This window comes from Paenibacillus sp. FSL K6-1558 (genome assembly GCF_038002565.1).
GTDB classification, from domain to species: domain Bacteria; phylum Bacillota; class Bacilli; order Paenibacillales; family Paenibacillaceae; genus Paenibacillus; species Paenibacillus polysaccharolyticus.
In genome coordinates this window covers 3,027,898-3,050,968 of the sequence record NZ_JBBOCV010000001.1, presented here as the reverse complement: position 1 = coordinate 3,050,968, position 23,071 = coordinate 3,027,898, and the positions used below count along the sequence as shown (strand labels likewise).

Here is a 23,071-nt window from a genome sequence, read left to right as displayed (position 1 = left end):
GAGGAGAAAAAAAGGTTATGAAGAAAATTTTATCCGTAGCATTGTCTACAGCAATGGCATTCTCAATGTTTGCTTCTGTAGCATTCGGTGATACAGCAGTTTCCCCGCAACAACAATTTGATGCATTGAAAGCAAAAGGTATCTTCGAAGGCTTCCCTAACGGTACAGCTGGATTGGATCAAGAGATGACTCGCGGTCAATTCGCAAAAGTTATCACTAAATTGCTTGGTCTGAAAGAAGTAACTGGCCAATTGTCTTACAAAGACAAAAACTACACAGCTAAAAACTGGGCTGTACCTTACATCGAAGCGGTAACTGCTGCGGGTATCATGCAAGGTAAAGACACAACTAAAAAAATCTTTGACTTCAACGGTAAAGTGACAATCGCTGAAATGGCGACAATCCTTACTCGTGCGCTTGACCTGGAAGTTCCAGCTGAAGTGAACAACAACGCTCCAGAATGGGCTAAAAAAGACGTTCAAGCAGCAATCAACGCTGGCTTGGTTGATGCTAACGCGAACTTCACAGCTAACGCTTCCCGCCAATTGCTGGTAGGTGCAGCTTATGCAGTGGATCAAGCTCAAAGCATCAAAGTTACTTCTTATGAAGTAAGCGAAGCTGGTAAAGTTGTTACTTTCAAAATCAGCGATGGTGAATCCGTTAAAGTAACTTTGGATAAAGCTCTTGAAGCTAACAAAGAAACTGAAGTTAAATTCACTTACAAAGATAAATCTTTCACTGAGAAAGTTACTTATGTAGTAACAGCAGCTCAAAAAGTAGTTAGTGCAACTGCTAACAACCTGAAACAAGTTGTTGTAACATTTGATGGTGATGTTGATGCTGATAGCGCTGAGCTTGAGTCCAACTACACTATCGATGGTTTCAAATTCAAATCTGCTACATTGTCTTCCGACAAGAAAACAGTAACTTTGTTGCTGCCAGCAGAGCAAACATTGACTTCCCAAAAAACTTACAAGTTGAATGTAAGCAATGTTAAAAACTCTGACAAATCTAAAGTGTTCAAAGAGACAGTACAAGTGACTCCAGTTGACACTACTTTGCCAGAAGTTTCAGAAGTTAAAGGTCTCGGAACTAAAGCATTCAAAGTAGTATTCTCTGAGCCAGTTAAAGCTTCTTCTGTAAACACAACTTCTAACTTCCGCATCGACGGTAAAGCAATCTCTGGATATGTTAACTTCACTTATCCAAGTGTTGCAGTTATCACAACTGACCTGAGCGTTGGTAAACACACATTGACAGTAAATGGTGTTGAAGACTATGCAGGTTACAAACTTCTGCAAAAAGAAGTTGAGTTCGAAGTAGTTGAAGACACTACAGCTCCAGAAGTTGTTAGTGCAAAAGCTACAAACCTCAACAAAGTAGAAATCGAATTTAACGAGTCCGTTAAATCCGTAAGCAAAGCTTACCACACGTCTTCTGGTAAAACAGGAACTGTTACTGTTGAAGATAACAAAGTAACTGTAAACTTCGAAAACGACAACAAGCTGAGCTTGGGTGAAAACACAATCACTTTGGAAGGTGTAACAGACTACAGCAACAACTCTGCTACACGTACTACTAAAGTGACTCCAGTTATCGATACTACTCGTCCAGAAGTAGCTTCTGTAACTGCTGAAGTTTACAACAACAACCATGTAATCACTGTTGAATTCAGCAAAGCTGTTGAAGCTTCTGACGTATTGAAAACAGCTAACGCTAACTTCACTTTGAAAAACGAAAAAGGCGAATTGGTTACTACTAGAGGCTTCACAGCAGCTGGTCACCCAGTTAACGCTCCTAAATTCGTAGATGGTACTGGTAACAAACGTGTACAAATCACTACAATTGGTGAATTGGCACAAGGTAAATACACTTTGGAAATCTCCGGTATCCGTGATATCGCAGCAATTGCAAACACAATGTTGCCATACTCCACTACTGTAGATGTAAGTGATATTGCTAAACCAAAAGTTAACGATGCTTGGTACGTTCAAGAGAGCACTGGTAACGGATCTTTGAAAGATCTTGATATCTACGTTACATTCAGCAAAGAAATGGCTGTAAGTGGTAACGGTAGTGCAATCGATCCAAACAAATATAACTACTCCATCAACGGTGGATCTTTGTTGCCGCTCCCTAACAACACTGAGGTAACTCAAGTGAATGCTCAACAAGTTCGCATTTCCTTGCCTGCTAAAGAAAATGGTTACTTGGCTGCTGGTCAAACTTTGAGCCTGCGTATTGCTAATGTTGCAGATACAAAAGATAACTATATTGCTGGTAATGTAGCTACTACAACTGTTGCAGCTAAAGATTCCAGAAAAATCGATGTTGAATCAGTTAAAGCTGTTTCCGACAAAAAAATCGATGTTCAATTTGACGGATACCTTTCTTCCGTAAGTGCAAGTGACTTCGGTATCAGTGCTACTGGTGCAACTTATGGTTTGAAATTGAACAGCGTTGAGACTAAAGATGGTAACACTTTGGCTCACTTCGAAATCACTACTGGTCAATCTTTGAATGCTACGGCTTCTACAGCTAACTTCGTTACAGTTGTTGCAGTAGAAAACATCCAATCTGTAAGCCCTAACGGTATCAGAGTTGGTAATGTAAACAAAGCTTTGACTGATGGTATTGCTCCTAAATTGGCAGAAAACAACAACTTCAGCGTAGTTGAAGGTGCGGTTCAAGCTAATGGTAAAAAACAATACACTGCTACATTGACTTTCAATGAAGACCTGAATGTTGCTAACAACACTACTGGCTTCTTGGCTCGTCTTGGTGGATCCGAAGCTACTGTTACTGCAGTTGCTGCTGGTACTAACCCTAATCAAGTAGTAGTTACATTTGAAGCTGCTGGTGACTCACAATTGGCTGGTTCTTATGTAGAATTGTACCTCAACTCTACAAATGCAACTAACAAATTCGTAACTGACAAATCCGGTAACGCTGCAGATCCTTCCAACGTTTCCGTACAAAAACAGTTCAATCTGTAAGCTTTCTAGAGAAGGCCCTTAGAGAAATCTAAGGGTCTTTTTTTTATTGTTGTTTATTTGAGAAATCACAACAACATCGTAACTTTCTCTCTTTCCCAAACGTTTATACTATATAGCAAGAAGCAACATATGGGAGGTTTGGAAGTGAATCAAAAGAAAATGGTTGTGAGCTTGCTCGCAAGTGCGATGTTGATCAGTTCAACGGCTGGCGTAGCGATGGCTGCAAATACAACAACGAAATCATCTGCCGCAAATAGCAATAGTAAGGCAACGAAGAAAACGACTACCCCGAAAAAACAGGTTGTACATACCTTAGGGAACCTGGCCCCTGTTAAAGTGACTGCACGCAGTACTGTAAGACTAACGGATGTGAACATTTTGGCTCAGGATGATGGTAACGTCGTGACATATACGCTATCGTATCAAAATAATGACAGTAAACCTCTGATGATGATTGATTACTGGAGCAAAGTGAAGACGAATGGGGGCACAGTGTTCTCCCCTAAACTGATTGCGAAGGATCAGGAAAAGAAATCGATATCCCCTGGTTCCACGGTAGAACTGACTTATGTCATGAAAGCGGGACGTGAAGTGAAGATCAGTGATCTGAACTTCCTCATCGTGAAATGGGATTTCAGTCAAGCCAACTATGAACGAACACTGGGCAAGTTTAATGTGCCCGGCTCCTATAGCATTACTACACCTGTGGGTAGACCAAAGACGGTTCGCCTGAGTGACTCTGCGGTGAAGGTTAAAGTCTCTGGCATCAAAGTCTATCCAGGTGATGATAAGAAACAGTATGTGAAAATTGGTGTGAATTTAAACAACATTAGCTATAAATTGCTGGAGAATCCGAATATCAAATGGATTTTGCGTACACCGGGTGGTGTGAACTATCCATTAACCCCAGACAAAGATAGTACAGCAGTAAGCATTCAGGCCCAGGCTAACAAATCTCTTGTTCTGATGACCTCTCTTCCTACGTCTGTGAATTTACAGAAATCCGAGTTATTACTCGTTGAGGAACAGGGCGAAGAAAAAAGTGTGCTTCCTGTAGCGGCGATGCAGCTTCCTGAAGCAAGTAAAAGCAATGTCAGTGTGGCAGCAAACCAGCCTAATATCATATCCATTGATGGACAGCCTCTGTCTACTTTGCTAACCTCATCCAGAGTTCGGATTGAAGATGAGGAATATACGTTAAATATGCAGATGGTGCTCAAAAATGAAGGTAAAAAGGCCATAAAAGTGCCGACGTATTCCTTCGAGATCCGTACTGAAGATGGAACGGTTAATCCGATTGAGACGAAAGCGTTGGATAATCTGAAATTGAACCCGGGCGACATCAAAACGATTAAGCTGAGTGGAACATTCCAAGGGGATGGAGACACGAGCAAGATGAAGTTGGTTGTGATGAGCCCTAAGGATAAGACCGAGGGCACAGATACGACAACGACAACTCCAGTGAGCGGATTGGTCTTCTCTTATCCTGTTGGGGTCTATACTTTGCCTGAATCACCATCTGGTGGAGATGCTCTGACTACGGAAACCGTCATCAAAAACAATAAAGGTACATTTGGCGTATCCATCGGTTCGTTACAACGTCTGCCTTGGTTGGATAGCGATATTATTGCTGCGAAGGTAACCATCCGTAACGCATCCACCAAAACGGTACAACTTCCAGAGCTGGAAGCAATGTACACGATTGATTCCGCTCAAATTGATGGAGATAAAAAGTTAATTTATACGCAATCCGGCAAACTGTTGGGCGCAGGTATGACAACTGAAGCTTATCTGTTAACAAAAATCCCATCGGATCTGCGGATGTCTCGTCTGGAACTCAGCTTGAACGAAAAGGTGAGCGAAGAAGAAACAAATGAATGGATTACACTCAATACCTCTGGCTTTATTCAACCGGTATCCTTCGTAGCTAAAGGGAGAACGTACACCTCCGGTATAGGAGATAAAGAAACGGAGATGGGTGCACGGAGAACAATCCGTTATCCTGGGGCATCATCGGATATCGTGTATACCGAATTTGAGATGACCAATAAATCATTGCGTCAGAGTGGCCTTGGTAAGCTGGTTGCTTACTATAAAACAGCAGATGGTCAGTACTATAAAGCTACAGCAAAACAATCCGAACGTCTGCCTGGACCTGGGCAAAAGTCGATTGTAACCTTCTGGGCCAAACTGCCGAAGTCTATTACATTCTCTGACTTGAAGCTGGTCGTAGGTGAAGGCGTTGCAGATGGCAAATTTGTAACAGGTGAAGGCGAAGCAACGGCTTATGTCAACGCTCTGGCATTTGAGGTTCCGCCAGTCTCCATCAGTGTACAAGGCTCTCTGAGTAACATTGATCTATATCCGTATAACCTGACTGCAAATAGTGTTCGTGCATACCTTGCAGGCAGTACATCAGTACAGATAGAGATGAACTACACACTCACCCGTAACGAGGAGACAGATATGGGCGAGAACGAGCATAAGTTGATTCTTACGTTCACAGATCAATCGGGTAGAACTTATGAGAAAGAGCTGAGCTTGGGCACAGACATCAAGGTAGGCAAAAACCAGACTCTTACATGGAGCATTGAGGATAGTATTTTCGAGAAGCTTCGCGGTGGTTCATATCGTCTTAGCCTGGATGATCAGTTCCAGGGGCAACGTATCCGTCTGGCTGATCAGGGTTACGGTTACGATGTGACAAAACTTCCTACTTTAGAACCAACGGATGTAAGATAGCCCACACCAATCTCTTGCAGAGTTCTATCATCCCTATCAAGATTTTATTTCAATAACAAGAATGAACACAGAAAACCTCGCTTCCCTATGCAGGGGAGCGAGGTTTTACTTGTCCCATCTGACCTTTTTCTCTATAGTTAAAGTTAATAGATTACCAGAGGAGGAACAAATTACAGATGAAACCTTATATGAAAGTCTCTTTGGCTGCACTGGCGATTGGTGTTGGCGTGTGGATCGGGGCGGTATATAACGATACGGCCATTGGTGCGGGTACGAGTCAACCGGGAACCGCAGATGATCCGGTGGTAACGAAGAGTTATGTGGATCAGCAGATTGCAAAAGCGCTGGGTGGCGGAGCTACTACAAGTCCAGACGCGTCCACTGGCAACAATGGATCGACGGGAACAGGCAACACAGGCGGATCAAGCACTGATCCGGGGTTGCCGCCGCTGGTATCAGGTACAACCGATGCCGTAGAGATTGTAACCGTGAAGCCGGGTCAACAGCTCCTCGGCAAATCTGGCGCGGAGTTCATTGTACGTAGCGGTAAAGCTGTAATCGTCAGTGAGGGTACGAACGGTGTAGCCGATCTGACGGACGGGGTGGACCTGACGAATGGGCAGGCAGCGCCGACCAATCACCTGCTTTCTTTTCCAAGGGACGGACGTGGCATTACGGTTCTGGATGGTAACAAATACAGCCTGACGGTTATGGTACGCGGTGGATATACGTTGAAATAGGTTGTGCAGTTTGGTACGGAATTATTCTCTTTTATTCGCAGTTTATTGCTCAGATTAACCAGTTCTAACAATCATTAATACGGCTAGCCAGGCAGGTTCCTGCTCACTCTATACCTGTAGACAACCCACAAACGGAGGTGCAGGAACAATGGCTAGAAGTAATAAGAAGGTTGTACCGGAAAGTCGTCAGATGCTCGATCAGATGAAGTATGAAATTGCTGCCGAGTTTGGTTTGAATGTTGGATATGGTGGTCGTAGCAGTTTAGCTGGTGCAGATACCGAGTTCGGTGGAGAGCTTGGCGCGATAAGTGATCATTCATATGGGCAATATAAAGGATGGGGACATCTCACATCCCGGGAGAATGGATCGGTCGGTGGAGAGATTACGAAACGTTTGATTCGTCAGGCAGAACAGCACCTCTAGAACTCATACGTAACGTACCCTGAATTGACACCACTTGACAAATACGATAAGATGGCAGTTGAGGTATGCAACCTTTTCCACTAGGGAAAGGTTGATTTTTTGTTAAGGCAATTACCTGAAAAATCCTTGTCTTCGTTATTGCGGATCAGTGTCCTTATTATACTGTAAGCTTCTTCGAGGGTATAGTGAACGAATCGCCGTTATGTTTTGTTCGGGCAATCGCCATACTATAGTTATGGGAGGTTGAAACTTCATGTCTATTAAAGGCCGACATCTATTTACATCAGAGTCTGTAACCGAAGGACATCCGGATAAAATCTGCGATCAGATCTCGGACGCCGTATTGGACGCGTTTCTTGCGAACGATCCAAACGCTCGTGTAGCGTGCGAAGTTTCGGTAGCAACAGGTCTTGTGCTTGTTATTGGTGAGATCAGCTCTGCGTCTGAATATGTGGACATTCCGGCAATTGTACGGAATACAGTAAAAGAAATTGGGTACACTCGTGCCAAGTACGGTTTTGATTATAATACATGTGCGGTACTGACATCACTCAATGAACAGTCCGCTGATATTGCACAAGGTGTTAATGCCGCGCTGGAGCATCGTGATCCAGAGCAAATGGCACGTGAAACAGAGAACATTGGTGCAGGTGACCAAGGTTTGATGTTTGGTTTTGCAACGAACGAAACACCGGAGCTGATGCCGTTACCCATCGCATTGTCTCACCGTATTGCACGCCGTCTGGCGGAAGTGCGTAAGAACGGTACGCTGGATTACCTTCGTCCGGATGGTAAGACACAAGTGACGATCGAATACGACGGTGACAAACCGGTACGTGTGGACACGATCGTTGTATCTACACAGCATGCGGAAGAGACAACACTGGAACAAATCCAGAAAGACATCAAAGAGCAGGTCATCCTGCCTGTTGTCCCAGCAGAGTTGCTGGATGAGCAGACGAAATATTTTATTAACCCTACAGGGCGTTTCGTTATTGGCGGACCTCAAGGGGATGCAGGACTGACTGGACGTAAAATCATTGTTGATACATATGGTGGTTATGCACGTCATGGCGGTGGTGCGTTCTCAGGTAAAGATCCGACAAAAGTAGACCGTTCTGCAGCTTATGCCGCTCGTTATGTAGCTAAGAACCTGGTTGCTGCGGGTCTGGCTGACAAAGTGGAGATTCAGCTCGCTTACGCGATTGGTGTAGCGAATCCGGTATCCATTAACGTGGACACATACGGAACAGGTAAAGTTAGCGAAGAGAAGCTGGTGGAACTGGTGCGAAACAATTTCGACCTTCGTCCAGCTGGCATCATTCGTATGCTGGATCTGCGTCGTCCGATCTACAGACAAACGGCTGCTTATGGTCACTTTGGCCGTACAGATCTCGATGTACCTTGGGAACAAGTGGACAAAGCAGAACTCTTGAAAACACAAGCGGGTCTGTAATACGTCAGGCAAACATAAAGCTCTTGGTTCCGTTTAGGAACCAGGGCTTTTTTGTCATGAGTTCCTGAGAATCTTATTAAATAATAGACTCTTCTAGCCTAGTAATCTTAAAGACAAGTAAGCCCGATAAGTTATAAATTAAATGTAATATATATCCAAATAACTAACAGATATTCCTTCTGTGGCCGACATACATATAGAGGTCTGTAAATCAGACATAAGGACTAAGGATTGAGGGGAAAGGATGGGTGTTTGTGAAGAAATGGGCCCGTAAGGGATGGATTACACTATTAATCGTGATGTTAATGACACAGGGTTTGCTAGGCGGCTGGACAGGTGGAAATACAGCTTATGCCGCAGATGACTTGGCTGCGAAGGGAATTAGCGCCACATTACCTTTGTTAAATGCAACACAGGCAGACGGAACACAGCCGCTGAAGATTGAATTTACCAACCCGGTGAGAAAAGTAGCGAATACGCAAGAGCTAATCATTATCCACCGACTTTCGGATAACTCGGTTGTGCGTAGTATCAATGTTGGTGACCCGACTGTAAGTATTACACCTGATAATGTGGCTGTTGATCCAGATCTGGGAAAGGTGGTCACAATTACGCCTAGTCCTGCATTGCCAGCTGGAATTTTCTATGTCTCTATTGGCAATCGATCTTTTGTATATGCGGATGGCCAAACTTTTTTTGAAGGACTAGATAAGGAGTGGACGTTCCATGTAGCTTCTGTAAATCCGGCCAAACTGCTGAATCGAACACCGCAAACGGCATCTACGGGCGTATCGCCTTCAGCAAATCTCACATTGACCTTTGATCAAGCGATGTCTAGAGGTACCGGGAAGCTACAGATTTATCAAGGGAATGAATTGTTTGAAGAGGTGGATGCGAACTCTTCGCAAATTAGTTTTAACAGCTCACAAACCATTGTGACGATTGACCCTGTTCGAAACTGGGCAAATAACAGCACCGTATACATAGCTATACCCGAAGGTTTTTTCCGTGATGCGCTTGGCAATGACACGGCTGCGATCCAGCGAATCGACTGGGGATTCAGTGTGATCTCCGATCCATCGGCTATCACAGTGGCTTCTTTGTCTCCAGCAAATGGAGCAACAGGCATAGCTCTTACGACGGAACTAAACGTAACCTTCACCAAAGAATTGGATACCAATTATTCCGCTCAAGCCATCCTGAGAAGTTCAAACGGCGGTACGGTGAACGCAACAACGATCATTAACAGCTCCAACAACCGTCAGCTGCGTATCATTCCGCAATCCAGCCTGACGAGTAACACAACGTATACGGTGGATATTCCGGGTAACGTCTTCCGGGATCGGTCCGGCAATCTGTTTACAGGCCTAACGGGGACAACCTCGTGGACGTTCAGAACCTTGTCTGTTGACACGACACCACCGGTGCTCAAAACAGCAAAAATGTACAGCAATACGATTATTCGTTTGACGTATGATGAATGGTTATCTACGTTTGACCTGTTGCCTTCCAGCTTTGCAGTGACGGTCAATGGAGATAATCGCAGTGTAAGTACGGCGTATGTTTCAGGGGATAGCGTGTATGTTGTGCTGGATACAGGTGTCGCTGTAGGACAAGTTGTGAAAGTAGCTTATACCGTCCCGACGACAACTTCACGCAGAGTTCAGGACTTGTCCCTGAATGCAGCGGTCTCCTTCTCGGCACGAGATGTAGAGAATGGACTGGACTCGATCATGTCCAAACCTCGTGAAGGTGTGGCATATACAAACAGCATCGTTCTCTACTATCCGGAGACGGTATATATTAACTCCAGTGATGCGTATAAACAGTTCAGTGTTACTGCCGATGGCAAAACCATTGGCGTAAGCAGCATCTCAACCAACACTAGCTCACAGGTTACGTTGAACCTTAGTTCTTCAATTAGCAATGGTGAGGTGGTACGAGTATCGTATCAGCCAGGTGACCAGCCTGTAAAAGATAGCCGCTTGCAGCCGCTTGCAGGTTTCAGCGGTTTCTATGTGCGGAACAGTAATGATTCAAAGCCGCCTGTATTCCAGAAGGCTGAAGTTAATGCTAATAAGCTGTGGATGTATTACAATGAGCCGCTAAGCCGGTTAAACAAACCGATGAATAATCAATACTCGGTACTGGCAGACGGCAAAGCGATCTTTGTTAACAATGTGGACATTGATGATGATCTGGTGACACTAACGCTGACAACTCCAGTGACAAGTACGCAAGTGGTGACGTTATCTTATGTACCGGGAACCTCTCGCTTGACGGATATGGCTAACAATCAGGCCGCTTTACTGGATCTTGTACCTGTGACACAGACCTTCGGAAACGGTACAATTCTGTCCGGTATTCTGCAGGGAGATACGGTTCAGATTAATTTCCGAAACACATTAAAATCAGAAGCTGTACTGACTCCCTCGCAATTTAAAGTACAGTCTGGAAATGAAATCATTCCGGTTAGCTCCGCCTCGGTTAACGGGTCTGTTGTGACGGTTAAGCTGTCCAAAGCTGCTCAGACCGGACAGGTTGCTACAGTGACGTACACCCCAGGTGGTGTTCAGCTTAGAGATGCTTTGAATACAGAAGTGGCTGCGTTCGGACCATTGACGTTGCAAGAGAAGACAGTGACTACGACGCCAACAGATAATACATCGTTAGGACTCCCAGCGTGGCTGACGGAACGTAATGCAAATAACTCCGGTTTTGCTCAAAGTATGTTAATTCTAAGTACAGATGCAGCAACAGCTAAGATGGCAGCATCTCGTTATAACCGAACAATACAGCAGTACACACTGGACGAAAATAAACTTGAACAGGCGTTCAATTATGCCTCGAACAGCTTTAAGTTGAATCAACCGATCATATTCGAAGTCCCAACGACGAGTGAAGCAGCCTATGTGGGTATTCCATTCCACAAGCTATCCCAACTGGCAGGCAAATATCGTGCAGGTACGATCGGTGTCAAATATAAAGACAATGTATGGATGGTCCCTCTTGCAGACCTGAAGTTTGTAACAATGGGACAAAGTGCGGGAATCACAACGGCTCCAGGGACAGCGACCCTGTACGTACAGATGGAGCCTGTGCCAAGACTTTCAGCAGGTGCCATGGACTTCATGTTATCCAGATCCAACGCACAGAGTCTGGGAGAAGCAACAGAAACCTATGTTACGCTCTTTAATGGAAACACGGGGAAGAGTGTAGAGCAAAATATTAAAAGTGAATATTTAACGAAGGTGCCTGGAAACACATCTACACTGTTAACCACTTTGACAGCGATTGACCCTAACTCACAATCGTTATCGTATATACCGACGGCTTATCGAACCTCGTCGACAGGGATCGTAGCACGTGGTTTGTTGGATGGAAACCGCGTGATTGCACCGATCACCCATCTGGTCAGCTTCCCTAAAGCATCGGACTGGTCTAGGGAAGCATTAACGGAACTCGCTTCCAAATGGATTATCACTTCAGATAATCTGGACAAGTATAATACCAAAACGAATATCACTCGTGCCGAGTTTGCTGAACTTGTTGCAAGAGGTTTGGGACTCAAACCGGATGCATCTGCAACATCATTTACGGACCTTGGCAGAAAACCTGAGACCAATGGATATATTGGTGCTGTAGTGAAGGCAAAGATTATTCAAGGGGTAGGCAATGGGAAGTTCCAGCCAAACAGCCCGGTCACGCGTGAACAAATGGCGATTATGCTCGTCAAAGCAATGGATTTCGTAGGGCAGCCTCCGGCACTTCAGGAAAAGGCAGAGGATACGCTCAAGGTATTTAAGGATAAAGCCAAGATCAAAGCCAAGGATTCGGTAGCCAAAGCCGTGCAAACAGGAATCATCCAAGGGCATCTCGATGAGACCTTCAAGCCTACGGGTAAGGCGACCAGAGAACAAGCGGCGGTTATGTTAAAACGGATGTTGGATCGGATTGGTTATCTGTAAACATATAAAGCTGGATTTAAACCCATTCAATTATGAAGGTTTAAATATTAATATGCAGGATGATTCCCAGGTATGGAGGTTTACTCTATACCTGGGTCTTTTTTTACCAGAAAAGCCCTTAATATTCATGATTAACGTAACTTTTTCTGCAAAAAACAGTCTATTAATAGAAGGGTATGCTAGGGATCACGCTGTGAGACTGTCACTAGGCAGGATCTGTGTGATATCTAAGATTGATATACAAGATGGGAGAGACGTTTCGAACATGCTGGGGAAACATGGGAAACAGCTGGAAGGCGTTAAGTACAATAAGGCAAAGAAATGGGCAATTGTAACACTGGCAGGTGTGATCTGGATTGCGCCTGTGATGAGTGCAGGAGGACAGATGTGGTCAGGGACTTCGTGGCAATCCGTAGCCGCGGCAGCATCGACGAATACGAGCAAGCTGGGCGAAGAGATTCTGACTTCGGGTGCGAAGCTCATGAAATACAGATATACGACAACACGTTCAGGTTCGAAGGTAAATGTGCTTGCCGATGTGATCCAGGTAGACTTGCAAAATCCATACGTGAAACTGGATGTAATGACAGGCAAGGGAAATAAATTAAACAGTAAACAAAGCACTGGCGGTATGGCGAAGGAAAACGGCGCGGTCGCTGCGGTGAACGGAGATTATTTTAACGTATCCGGAGAAATGTCACCGATCGGCGGTCAAGTTTCTGACGGTGTATTGGTGTCTACGCCTTCGGAACTGAAGGGCATGTATGCTCTCACGGTAACCAAAGATGGCAAGCCCATGATTGATGAATATTCATTTGACGGCACAGTAAAGGCGCAGGATGGTTCAACATTCGCTCTGCGTGGGATAAATAAGGAGGACTATACGGTTGAAACGGGAGCGGGTACATACAGCCATGTGAACTCCATGTATATTTATACACCTGCATGGACGTCGACCAAACGTCCGAATGATCCTTCCACAACGCCGACGGAGGTACTCGTTCAGAATGGTGTCATCACGCAAATTTCGGATAAAAAGGCATTAAATATGACCGTACCGCCGGACGGGTATATCCTCCGTGCACATGGTACAGCGGCAACATGGGTCATGAGTCACCTGTCTGTTGGACAAACAGTTGGAGCAGATTACAAGTTGGTTGCCAAAACGACAGGACAGTCTGTTGACCCGAATAATCTGGAAATGATGATTGGCGGTCATACAATTCTGGTAAACGGAGGTCAGGCTGCTTCCTTCTCGCGGAATATTGCTTCTTCCGGCATAGGTGGTGTTCGTGCCAGAACCGCGGTAGGATATTCTCAGGATGGGCGGTATGTGTATATTATTGCAGCCGAGAAAAACGGCAACAGCAGCGGCATGTCCTTGACCGAATTACAGTCATTTATGACCAGTATCGGGGTATGGAAAGGCATGAATCTGGATGGCGGCGGATCAACGACAATGGTTACACGTCCACTGGGTGAACAATCCGCAAGTCTCACATTTAATACCGAGTACGGTACCGAGCAACGTCAAGTTGTAAATACACTTGGAGTATTCTCGACGGCACCTGAAGGCAAGTTGAAAGGTTTTGCGGTGAGCGGCAACCAGACGTTGCTCGCAGGTCAGGAAGGAAAGTACTCTGCAAAAGGCTATGACACGTACTACAACCCGATCTCGACAGGCAATATTCCTTTGACCTGGAAATCCAGCAATAACGGCATTGTCAGCGTCAGCAACGGAACGATTAAAGGTGTGAAGCCGGGTACAGCAACGCTGACGGCAACAAGTAGCGGAGCGTCTTCCTCTATCAAAGTAACGGTGCTGGGTGGTAACGAGCTGGCTTCCTTAACTGCCGGATCTGGTCTTGGCTCACTCCAAGCGGGAACTACACTCTCGATTCCAGTGACAGCTACAACAAAGAGCGGACAAAGCGTGACGGTACCAGCCGATTCCCTGACATGGGAATTCATTGGATTTAAAGGAAAAGTGGCAGGTGACCAGTTGACGGTATCGTCTGTAAATGATGGAGCACAGGTTGGTTATGCAATCGGCCGATATGATGGTTACAGCACGGTTGTTGTACTCTCTGCAGCAGCGAGCGAAACGATCTGGGAAAATTTCGAAAACGCGAACTATCCGATTAACTTCACAACAAATGTAGCAGGGGTGACAGGCTCGGCCGCAGTCGTGGTAGGAACCGGTGAGAAGGCAGGCTCAAAGGTACTGCAACTCAGTTACGATATGACGGGCGGAACCGGTAAAATGTATGCTTATGCTCAGCTGAACGGTTCAACAGGCAGAGACGTATCAGCAGCCGCAACGTCCATGTCGATGGATGTGATGGGTGACAAGAGTCTGAACTGGCTACGTGCAGAATTTACGGATGCTAAAGGCAAAACGGTATATGCCGATCTGGCTAAAGTCATCGACTGGAATGGATGGAAGAAGGTTAATGTTGACCTGAATGGACTGAACATCGCTTATCCGGCGAAACTGAAACGTGTGTATGTCGTGAATGTAGAAGATGGACAGGATGAGCGTGCAATGACGGGAACGATTGCGTTCGACAACATTGCGTTCACCATGCCTTCCAAATCCAGCGAAGTTGGATTGCCTACAGGTACAGCTTCACTGGTACTTGGACAGAAGTCTATGACAGTAAACGGGACAAAAAAGACCATTGATGCAACACCGGTTCTTAAGAATGGAACTACGTATGTACCGATCAAACATGTACTGGATGCCTTTGGCGGACAGGCGAACTGGGACAGTAAAAATCAGCGGATTACAGTAATCCGCGGCAGCAAACTGATCGATCTGGTGGTAGGTCAGAAAGAATTTGTTCTCAATGGCAAAAGACAGAGCGCAACGGTTGCACCTTACGTAAGTGGGGGTAGGACTTTAGTCCCTCTCAGACTCGTTTCCGAGCAACTTGGGTTGACTGTAAAATGGGAACAGAACACGAAGACCGTTACCATCTCATCGTGATATGGTATGATATATACCGGAAACGATAGAAATGGAGTCGAACAAACGTGGATTTACAAGCCGATGCCATAGACCGCGTCATAAAAAACGCCATACAAGTCATGGAAAACAGCAAATATCAAATGTTTGAAATCATGGACTCCACTCGTGATGAGCTGAAGACGCTCAATGAAGAGTTGAAGTCGGTGCTGAAGGAAACGGCGGAAACGATCGAGAAAGTAGATCAATTGGAGCTGAATTACCGCCGTTCCCGGATCCGGCTTACAGAGGTGAGCCGCGACTTTGTCCGCTATTCGGAGCATGATATCAAGCAGGCGTATGAAAAAGCGACACAGCTACAGCTGGATCTGATGATTTATCGTGAGAAGGAAATGTATCTAAAGGCCCGTCGGGATGATCTGCAGAAGCGTGCCAAAAATGTGGAGGCTTCTGTAGAACGTGCCGAGACAATTGGTTCGCAGATGGGCGTTGTGCTAGAATACTTGTCAGGAGAGCTGGGTCAGGTGACCCGGATTATCGAGTCTGCCAAGAATCGACAAATGATTGGTTTGAAAATAATTTTGGCCCAGGAGGAAGAGCGGAAACGTATTGCCCGCGAGATTCATGACGGGCCTGCGCAGATGCTTGCTAATCTAGTGCTTAGGACGGAAATTGTAGAAAGAATGCTCATGAAGCAGGATTTTAAGATGGTCCAGGCCGAAATAGTAGATTTGAAAGGCCAGGTTCGTTCAAGTCTTGAAGAAATGAGAAAAGTTATATTCAATCTGCGTCCTATGGCACTGGATGATCTGGGATTGATTCCAACGCTTCGGAAGTATGTGCAGGATTTTGAAGTAAAAACAAAAATCCGGTCGCTTTTTGAAACAAGAGGCAAGGAACATCGTCTCTCATCTGCAATGGAGGCTGCAATCTACCGTCTCGTGCAGGAAGGTCTGTCTAATGCTGCCAAGCATGCTTATCCCACATATGTTGTCGTAGAAATTACATACCAGGCTCAGCTCGTCAAAATTGTCGTTCAGGACAATGGGCTTGGGTTCAAACCGGAGCTTCTTGCCAAGAAAAGCAAGGATCACAACCACTTCGGTCTGATCGGGATGAGAGAACGGGTTGAACTGTTAGAAGGAAGAATAGAGATTGAATCCGCAGAGAACCAGGGAACCAAAATAGTCATTCATATCCCGACAAACGTGGATAAGGGAAAGGAGTAGCAGGATGGAAAACCGTGATACTGGAAAAACATCAATTAAAGTTCTCTTGGCTGATGATCATCAGCTGTTCCGAGAGGGCTTGAAACGCATTTTAAATATGGAGGACGACATTGAGGTCATCGGGGAATGTGGCGATGGTATTCAAGTGCTCGAATTCTGTAATCAGGATAAACCCGATATCGTTCTGATGGACATTAACATGCCTGTAGAGAACGGCGTCGAAGCCACTGAGAAACTGCGCGAGCTGTTCCCGGATGTAAAAGTTATTATTCTGTCCATTCATGATGATGAAAGTTATGTATTCGAAACACTCCGTAAGGGAGCCAACGGATATTTGCTGAAGGATATGGAAGCAGAGTCGCTGATCAACGCGATTCGTTCCGTTCATGAAGGTCATGCATTTATTCATCCTAAAGTAACGGGCAAACTGATTATGCAACTTCGTCGTATGACGTATCTTAACGAAACAGGTGCGATGAGCGAAGGCGCTTCGAAGGAAGCAGGCGTTAAATTTGTTGCTGGAGACAATAACCCGCTGACACGTCGTGAAGCTGAGGTATTGCGTTTAATGGCTGAGGGTAAGAGCAACAAGATGATTGGTGAATTTTTGTTCATCAGTGAAAAAACAGTGAAAAACCATGTCAGCAGCATTCTGCAGAAGATGGAAGTGGACGACCGTACACAGGCCGTTATTAACTCCATCAAATATGGCTGGGTTACACTCTAATTCTAATAATTGTTATACAGGTATCTACTCGCGCCCTATCCAGTACGGATTGGTTTGCGGGTTGATGGACTTTATCACTGTACATGAACACAGTGTAAGGGTGTCCTGAACATTGGTTCAGGCGAGCGCCGACTGGTTGTTTGGCTGTAACCCTTCGGAATACGCTGCATATACTGCGGTATACAGGGATGTTCGCCATGGGTGAACATGACCTTCCGAGGAGGTGCAGTTGCCATGGTTGCTCATCTGACTATGATTCTGCTCATATACTTCCTGGCGGCAATGGCCGTTCATCTTATGCACCAGCGCCATACTTCCCGCCCGGAGTCCGAAGGCTTCGAGCAGATTTTGCTCATTCCTTCCAATCAGGTAGGACGGATTGAAGGCATTATTCGATCACTTTGTCTGGAATTATTATATCGTGGCAAGAGCTTTACATTAACGGTGGTCGCCGAGCAACAAGAGGCAGAGACGATAACCATTATTGAGAAGATGATGCAAAGGCAAGGCATGGAGTTGTCTTATCTGCCTGCTGTGCCAGCAGAACTTGAACATACCGGGCAGAGGAATGGTGACTATCGCCTCATTGATCTGCGTAGGTCCAATGATGAAGCTGGGTGCAGATAATCCTCACATTTTACACGTTTGCAGACGTTGATATGCCGATTCGATATGAGAAAGATTACAGCTTGAGGCTGTAATCTTTTTTTTGTAATTGTAGCCAAGTCTGCCTTTAAATTGAATATGGGTTTTATTGCAATCTATGGTTAAAGACTGGATTTACCACTTCAAATGATGCTGAAGAAGCATTTTGAAGTCAGAAGTCTTAACTTAAAAGTATAGACTGATAAAACTGGAAAAAGTTGCGCATATACAAAGTGAAAATTCCAAATTTTTAAATGAGTTAATACGTGACGTTAAGGTTGTCTTGACGGGCAGAATAAAAAACCATATACTAGATTTATATGAAAATTTAGGATGAAAAGAGTCGGACTAAGTAGCCGAAAGAATGGGATTCGGTGAGATTGAAATTCGAAATGCTTAAGAAGATGGTCATCGTATGAATAATTATAAGTACTGTGATATGCAGAATGGACATGAAGCACATGCTCCGGCGAAGACGTCGGTCAGCATGTGTTTTTTTTATTTTTCGGATACGAACAGGGGAGGGAAGGCGCGATGCAGGTTGGAATTTACGTGTACCGGGCGGAGGAAGAGTGGGATATGGCCATGTCTCTCGACATCCAGGTGGATGTCATGTGGTGGCTTGAGGGCATGAGTGAAAGGCATGTGCAACAATGGCTGGTGTTAAGCATGTATCTTCCGTTAAGTCAGGCTTCGTGGCTGGTAGATCAATTTGTACCCGAACGCAGCATGGATATGTGGCGTATGGAGGCGTGGCAAAGCTACTTGAATACCAAGCTGGACTTGTATGAGCATCTCTCGGGTGAAATAGAGGCAAGGAGAGTGTTGGTCGAACAGGCGGAAGCGGTAAGATGGAGGAATGGAAGTAGATTGGACAGAGGGGAGAACGATAAAAGGGAAAAAGGAATTGGTGGGGATGGAGGGAAAGGGACTGCAGCTATGCGTGCAGTTAGGGTTGGCGGGATGCCGAAGCCATATCCCGCCGAGTATTGGGCTCAGCTGGAGCAGTGCGCAGCTCTGCTGGCTGAGCGGATGAGCGGCCGCCAATTACTGGCGGCCGAGGCCGAGGCGCCGCTGGCGGCGGAGCCCGCCATGCCGCCAGGGGCTGGCGCGCGGCGCGCGGCTCGCGCGCTTGCATGGGCGGCTGCAGCTCACAGCCGCCCTCGAAGGGCCTGCCACGCGCCGCAGGCTCGCGTGGCTCGGCCGCGCGCGAAGCGCGCCCCGCTGCCACCGCTGTGGCAGCGAAGCCCGGCAGCGCGTGCCCTGCGCTGCCTGCGGCCTGGCGGCGTGCGCCTACTGCGAGGCATGCCTCGCGCTAGGGCGCAGCCGTGCTTGTGCGCTGCTGCTACGCAGTGCAGCGCAAGGGGCCGTGCCCGCACGCGGCAAAGCATCGCGTGGCACGGCCCTGGCCCCCACCGGCGGCGGACTCGCCCGGTGGGGGCTAAGCGCAGCGCAGAGCGCGGCAGCAGCCGCGGCGCTCGCGTTTTTGGCCCGGCCGCCCGCAGGGGATGGGCCGGGGCGGTTCTTGCTCTGGGCCGTGACCGGGGCCGGCAAGACCGAAATGATTTTCCCACTAATCCAGTACACCCTGGATCATGGGGGACGAGCGTTGGTCGCTACACCGCGCAGGGATGTTGTACTGGAGCTGGCTCCGCGCCTTGCCAAAGCATTCCCGGACACCTCGCTCGCAACGCTCTATAGCGGAAGTTCGGAGCGCTGGAAAGACGCGCAGCTTACTCTGGCCACCACACACCAGCTTATGCGTTTTTACCAAGGTTTTGATCTGGTGATCATCGACGAACTTGATGCATTTCCTTATCATAACGATCCCATGCTGGCCCACGCTGCTACATCTTGCTGTAAACCGGAGGGGCATTTTATTTATTTGTCCGCTACGCCGCCAACCCGTTTGCAACGTGAGGTCGCTTTGGGCAAACTTGCTCATGCCAAAGTGCCTGTCCGCTTCCATCGACATCCGCTACCTGTACCGAAGCTGATCAACATGTCTACTGTGGCACAATGCATCAAACGCAAACAACTTCCAGCTACCATCGTGAGTAGCATTCGTACTTCCTTACAACGTGATGCTCAGGTGTTTGTTTTTGTAACGCGTATCGCCCAGATTGAGGCCTTTGTGCACCTGATGCGCCGGACTTTTCCTGCGATCTCGATTGAAGGCACTTCATCGCAGGATGCGGAGCGGGCCGCCAAAGTCATTGCATTTCGTGAACGCTCCATCCGTCTGCTCGTGACAACCACCATCTTGGAGCGAGGCGTGACGATCCCGCGTAGCGATGTGTTTATTCTGGATGCAGACAACGGACTTTTTGACGAGGCCTCGCTCGTACAGATGGCAGGCCGGGCAGGGCGCTCCTTGGATGATCCGGCAGGTCGTGTCGTATTTGCTGCATCCCGCCGTACTCGTTCCCAAGTGAAAGCTGTATCCCAGATTCGCAAAATGAACGCGATTGCCCGTCGCAAAGGTTATCTCCGTACACCAGCTCCAAGATCATAGTCATCATTACATCAACATACACAACTGAACTTGAATAGGCTCACTACAGACTAATCGTTTATGCGAACCATTATTTACGCCAGTATCCACCTTCAAAACAAAACCATTCTATCGCTACACAAGCACTAGTGGTCTTCACACATACTAACCGAACGTGTATTACATACTTTATGCTCGCTACGTCGTCTCGTTATATCGTTAAGAAAGGAGAAGCACCTCATGTTCAGTTATATTTCTCATATTTTCGAGCATGTTCAGCGTTTAACCGGACAACTCCATAAGCTGCTTGGCCCGCCGGGTTCACCATGTTTGACTTGTGGAACCCGTGCGGTGTTGTCCTCACGTTATTCCGGGATATGCCCGCGTTGTGTACAGCAGATTCCATGGATTCGTTCGATCCGTTGCCAGCGCTGTGGGCGTGGTGTAGGATGCCCTGACTGTGTGCGCCCGCATATGCAGAATCGCTCTTTCTTCTGCAATCGTAGCGCCGTCCAGTATAACGATCTAATGAAAGATTGGATAAGCATGTACAAATTTCGAGGCTATGAGCGCTACGCCCCGCTACTAACTGCTATGTTAACTCAAGCTTTTCAAGCGATGAGTGAAGAACTGACTCTTATATGTGAAAAAGAAACCGGGAAGCCGCTATGGCGACCGGATGCGGTCACGTATGTGCCCGTGAGCGACGAGCGTCTGGCCGAACGCGGCTTTAATCAGGCGGAGCGGCTGGCAACAGAGCTTGCCATCACCGCTGGTTTGCCCTGTGTTGATCTGTTGCAACGCCAGATCAACACAGGGAAACAAAGCTTCAAGTCTCGCGCCGAGCGATTCGAGACGATGAAACATGCCTTTTCTATCAAGCTTGATGAATTTGATTTCAGCCTGCTCAAGAATTACAGCAAGCCGTTTAAATTACTTTTAATTGATGACATCTACACGACCGGAAGTACGTTAGACGCTTGTGGGCATGTCATTTTACATGCCGCAAGTAAAGCCGGCGTGACGGTGGAGATTTATACACTCACACTAGCACGGTCTTGAGGTTTTGTTGTTATTTCCCCCTAAATAGTTAGGGGAAACTGTGAAGTAGATATCAGAAGCTAAGATAACCTTGTAAAATATGGGGTCCAACTTTAAAAAAAAATTTCATATTCACGCAATCTAAACCATTGTATATTTGTAAATATGCTATGGACTTCATATGAGAAAATAAGGTAATGTATAGATATTATCTAGTCGGAATAGGAAGTTTGAGAGGGGAGTTTTAGCGATGAATTTAGGGAATTGTCCTCGTTGCGGAAGATTGTATGCATTGAATTTTCGTGATGTGTGCTCGAACTGTATCAAGGAAATGGAGCAGGAATACCAGATCTGTGTAGACTATTTGCGCGAGAATAAAGGCGCCAACATACAGGAATTGTCGGATGCGACAGAAGTCTCAATCAAAACCATCACGAAGTTTATCCGAGAGGGACGGATTTCCATCGAAAACGCCCCGAATATGATGTATCCTTGTGAAGTGTGCGGAATGCTGATTCGTGAAGGCCATATGTGCGATTCCTGCCGTACTCGACTAACGAAAGACTTGGCTGGGGCTGCTCGTGAAGTAGGTCAGAAGGATAACAACCCAATAGGCGGACGAACCTACAATGCCGTCGACAAACTGCGCAATTAATAGGAACGTGGTCTTAAATACGAATAATGCTATAACAAATGTTTTGAAACGTACCGATAAACTTATTAAAGATTATCGGTTTTTTTTATTATCCTACTCATTTCGAACACATAAAGATAAAGAAAGAAATACGTATATCAACGAAAAAAATCAGGTGAAAGGAAGTGCACTTCGAATGAAAATCAATGAACCGAGTCGAATTGGAGCCATCAATTCATATCAGAGGAATGTTGAGTCCAATCAGCAGGCTGAGAACAAGAAAAGCCGCCGCAAGGATGAAGTATCCATTTCTCCGGAGGCGATGAAGATGCTTGAAGAACAAGGACGTACACAAGATGCAGGACGGTTGCAACGCATTCAGGAGTTGAAAGAGCAGGTAAGCTCAGGAACATACCAGGTAGACAGTAGCAAGCTTGCTGATAAGCTGCTACCGTATTTCAAGTCTTTTGATAAGGAATAGGTGATTAGGTAATGGCAGCACTGGACAGATTAATTGCAGTTTTAGAGCAGATGGAGCAAAGTCACCGTGATATGCTGGAGCTAAGTCAACTTAAACGAGAAGTTATCGTCAAAAATGATGTAGACCAGCTTATTGCTATCATGAATAAGGAATCCAAGTTTATGAAACAGCAGGAGCCGCTTGAAACAGAACGACTACATGCTGTTCATGAACTACTTCAGGAGCGTGGCATCAAGTCGATGCTGAACCTGAATATTACCGAGATTTCCAAGCTGATCTTTGATCCGGCTGACAAACAGCGATTGTTTGAAGTTCAGAAGAGGCTGGCGGAAACATTACAAGAATTGAAAGAGATTAATCAACTCAATCAAAAGCTGATCGAGCAATCATTAATGTTTATTGATTTATCTATGGACATGTTTGCTTCGAGACCTGAACAGGATGCAACTTATCAGCATCCTGCTGATAAACACGGCAATCCAGGGCGAATCGGTCTGTTCGACACGCGTGCCTGATTAATAGGGGG

The 23,071-nt window shown here is 46.2% G+C and carries 16 protein-coding genes; all 16 read left to right on the top strand.

All coding sequences use genetic code 11. The annotated features are described in order from the left end of the window. The first annotated feature begins 17 nt into the window (after positions 1–17). The 16 genes from MHI38_RS13195 (at position 18) to MHI38_RS13120 (ending at position 23,060) form a co-directional block, all read left to right on the top strand. Positions 18–2,996 carry an S-layer homology domain-containing protein gene (locus MHI38_RS13195; protein ID WP_261769484.1) on the top strand — a complete coding sequence of 993 codons (2,979 nt, stop codon included), beginning with the start codon at positions 18–20 and terminating at the stop codon, positions 2,994–2,996. Between the two features lie 144 nt (positions 2,997–3,140). Continuing rightward, complete coding sequence (locus MHI38_RS13190; RefSeq protein WP_154891310.1) at positions 3,141–5,738, top strand: hypothetical protein; 2,598 nt, start codon at positions 3,141–3,143, stop codon at positions 5,736–5,738. Positions 5,739–5,914: 176 nt separating this feature from the next. Continuing rightward, positions 5,915–6,478: a hypothetical protein gene (locus MHI38_RS13185; RefSeq protein ID WP_154891309.1), complete on the top strand. Its 564-nt coding sequence runs from the start codon at positions 5,915–5,917 to the stop codon at positions 6,476–6,478. Positions 6,479–6,626: 148 nt separating this feature from the next. Beyond that, positions 6,627–6,902 (top strand): alpha/beta-type small acid-soluble spore protein, encoded by a 276-nt coding sequence (locus tag MHI38_RS13180; RefSeq protein WP_090922916.1) that lies wholly within the window; start codon positions 6,627–6,629, stop codon positions 6,900–6,902. A gap of 253 nt (positions 6,903–7,155) precedes the next feature. Beyond that, positions 7,156–8,358 carry a methionine adenosyltransferase gene (gene metK / locus MHI38_RS13175; RefSeq protein WP_145334489.1) on the top strand — a complete coding sequence of 401 codons (1,203 nt, stop codon included), beginning with the start codon at positions 7,156–7,158 and terminating at the stop codon, positions 8,356–8,358. A 254-nt stretch (positions 8,359–8,612) separates the two neighbouring features. Next, complete coding sequence (locus MHI38_RS13170) at positions 8,613–12,326, top strand: SwmB domain-containing protein (protein ID WP_154891308.1); 3,714 nt, start codon at positions 8,613–8,615, stop codon at positions 12,324–12,326. A gap of 265 nt (positions 12,327–12,591) precedes the next feature. Beyond that, positions 12,592–15,315, top strand: a complete 2,724-nt coding sequence (locus MHI38_RS13165) for a stalk domain-containing protein (protein WP_154891307.1) — start codon at positions 12,592–12,594, stop codon at positions 15,313–15,315. 47 nt (positions 15,316–15,362) lie between these two features. Beyond that, positions 15,363–16,523, top strand: coding sequence for a sensor histidine kinase (locus MHI38_RS13160; RefSeq protein WP_090922925.1), 1,161 nt, complete (start codon positions 15,363–15,365; stop codon positions 16,521–16,523). A 4-nt stretch (positions 16,524–16,527) separates the two neighbouring features. Further along, a complete protein-coding gene (locus MHI38_RS13155; RefSeq protein WP_063567747.1) occupies positions 16,528–17,250 on the top strand; it encodes a response regulator transcription factor in 723 nt (240 codons plus the stop codon). A 234-nt stretch (positions 17,251–17,484) separates the two neighbouring features. After that, positions 17,485–17,877, top strand: coding sequence for a hypothetical protein (locus tag MHI38_RS13150; RefSeq protein WP_090922927.1), 393 nt, complete (start codon positions 17,485–17,487; stop codon positions 17,875–17,877). A gap of 877 nt (positions 17,878–18,754) precedes the next feature. Further along, on the top strand, positions 18,755–18,931 hold the full coding sequence (locus MHI38_RS13145; protein ID WP_308722735.1) for a hypothetical protein: 177 nt from the start codon (positions 18,755–18,757) through the stop codon (positions 18,929–18,931). 222 nt (positions 18,932–19,153) lie between these two features. Continuing rightward, positions 19,154–20,410 (top strand): helicase-related protein, encoded by a 1,257-nt coding sequence (locus MHI38_RS13140; RefSeq protein ID WP_308722736.1) that lies wholly within the window; start codon positions 19,154–19,156, stop codon positions 20,408–20,410. Positions 20,411–20,719: 309 nt separating this feature from the next. Further along, positions 20,720–21,451 carry a ComF family protein gene (locus MHI38_RS13135; protein WP_308722737.1) on the top strand — a complete coding sequence of 244 codons (732 nt, stop codon included), beginning with the start codon at positions 20,720–20,722 and terminating at the stop codon, positions 21,449–21,451. 229 nt (positions 21,452–21,680) lie between these two features. Continuing rightward, positions 21,681–22,085, top strand: coding sequence for a TIGR03826 family flagellar region protein (locus MHI38_RS13130; protein ID WP_090922933.1), 405 nt, complete (start codon positions 21,681–21,683; stop codon positions 22,083–22,085). 175 nt (positions 22,086–22,260) lie between these two features. Next, positions 22,261–22,545 carry a flagellar biosynthesis anti-sigma factor FlgM gene (gene flgM / locus MHI38_RS13125; protein ID WP_090923072.1) on the top strand — a complete coding sequence of 95 codons (285 nt, stop codon included), beginning with the start codon at positions 22,261–22,263 and terminating at the stop codon, positions 22,543–22,545. A gap of 11 nt (positions 22,546–22,556) precedes the next feature. Next, entirely contained in the window at positions 22,557–23,060 is a 504-nt protein-coding gene (locus tag MHI38_RS13120; RefSeq protein WP_154891305.1) for a flagellar protein FlgN, read from the top strand. The last annotated feature ends 11 nt before the right edge of the window (positions 23,061–23,071 follow it).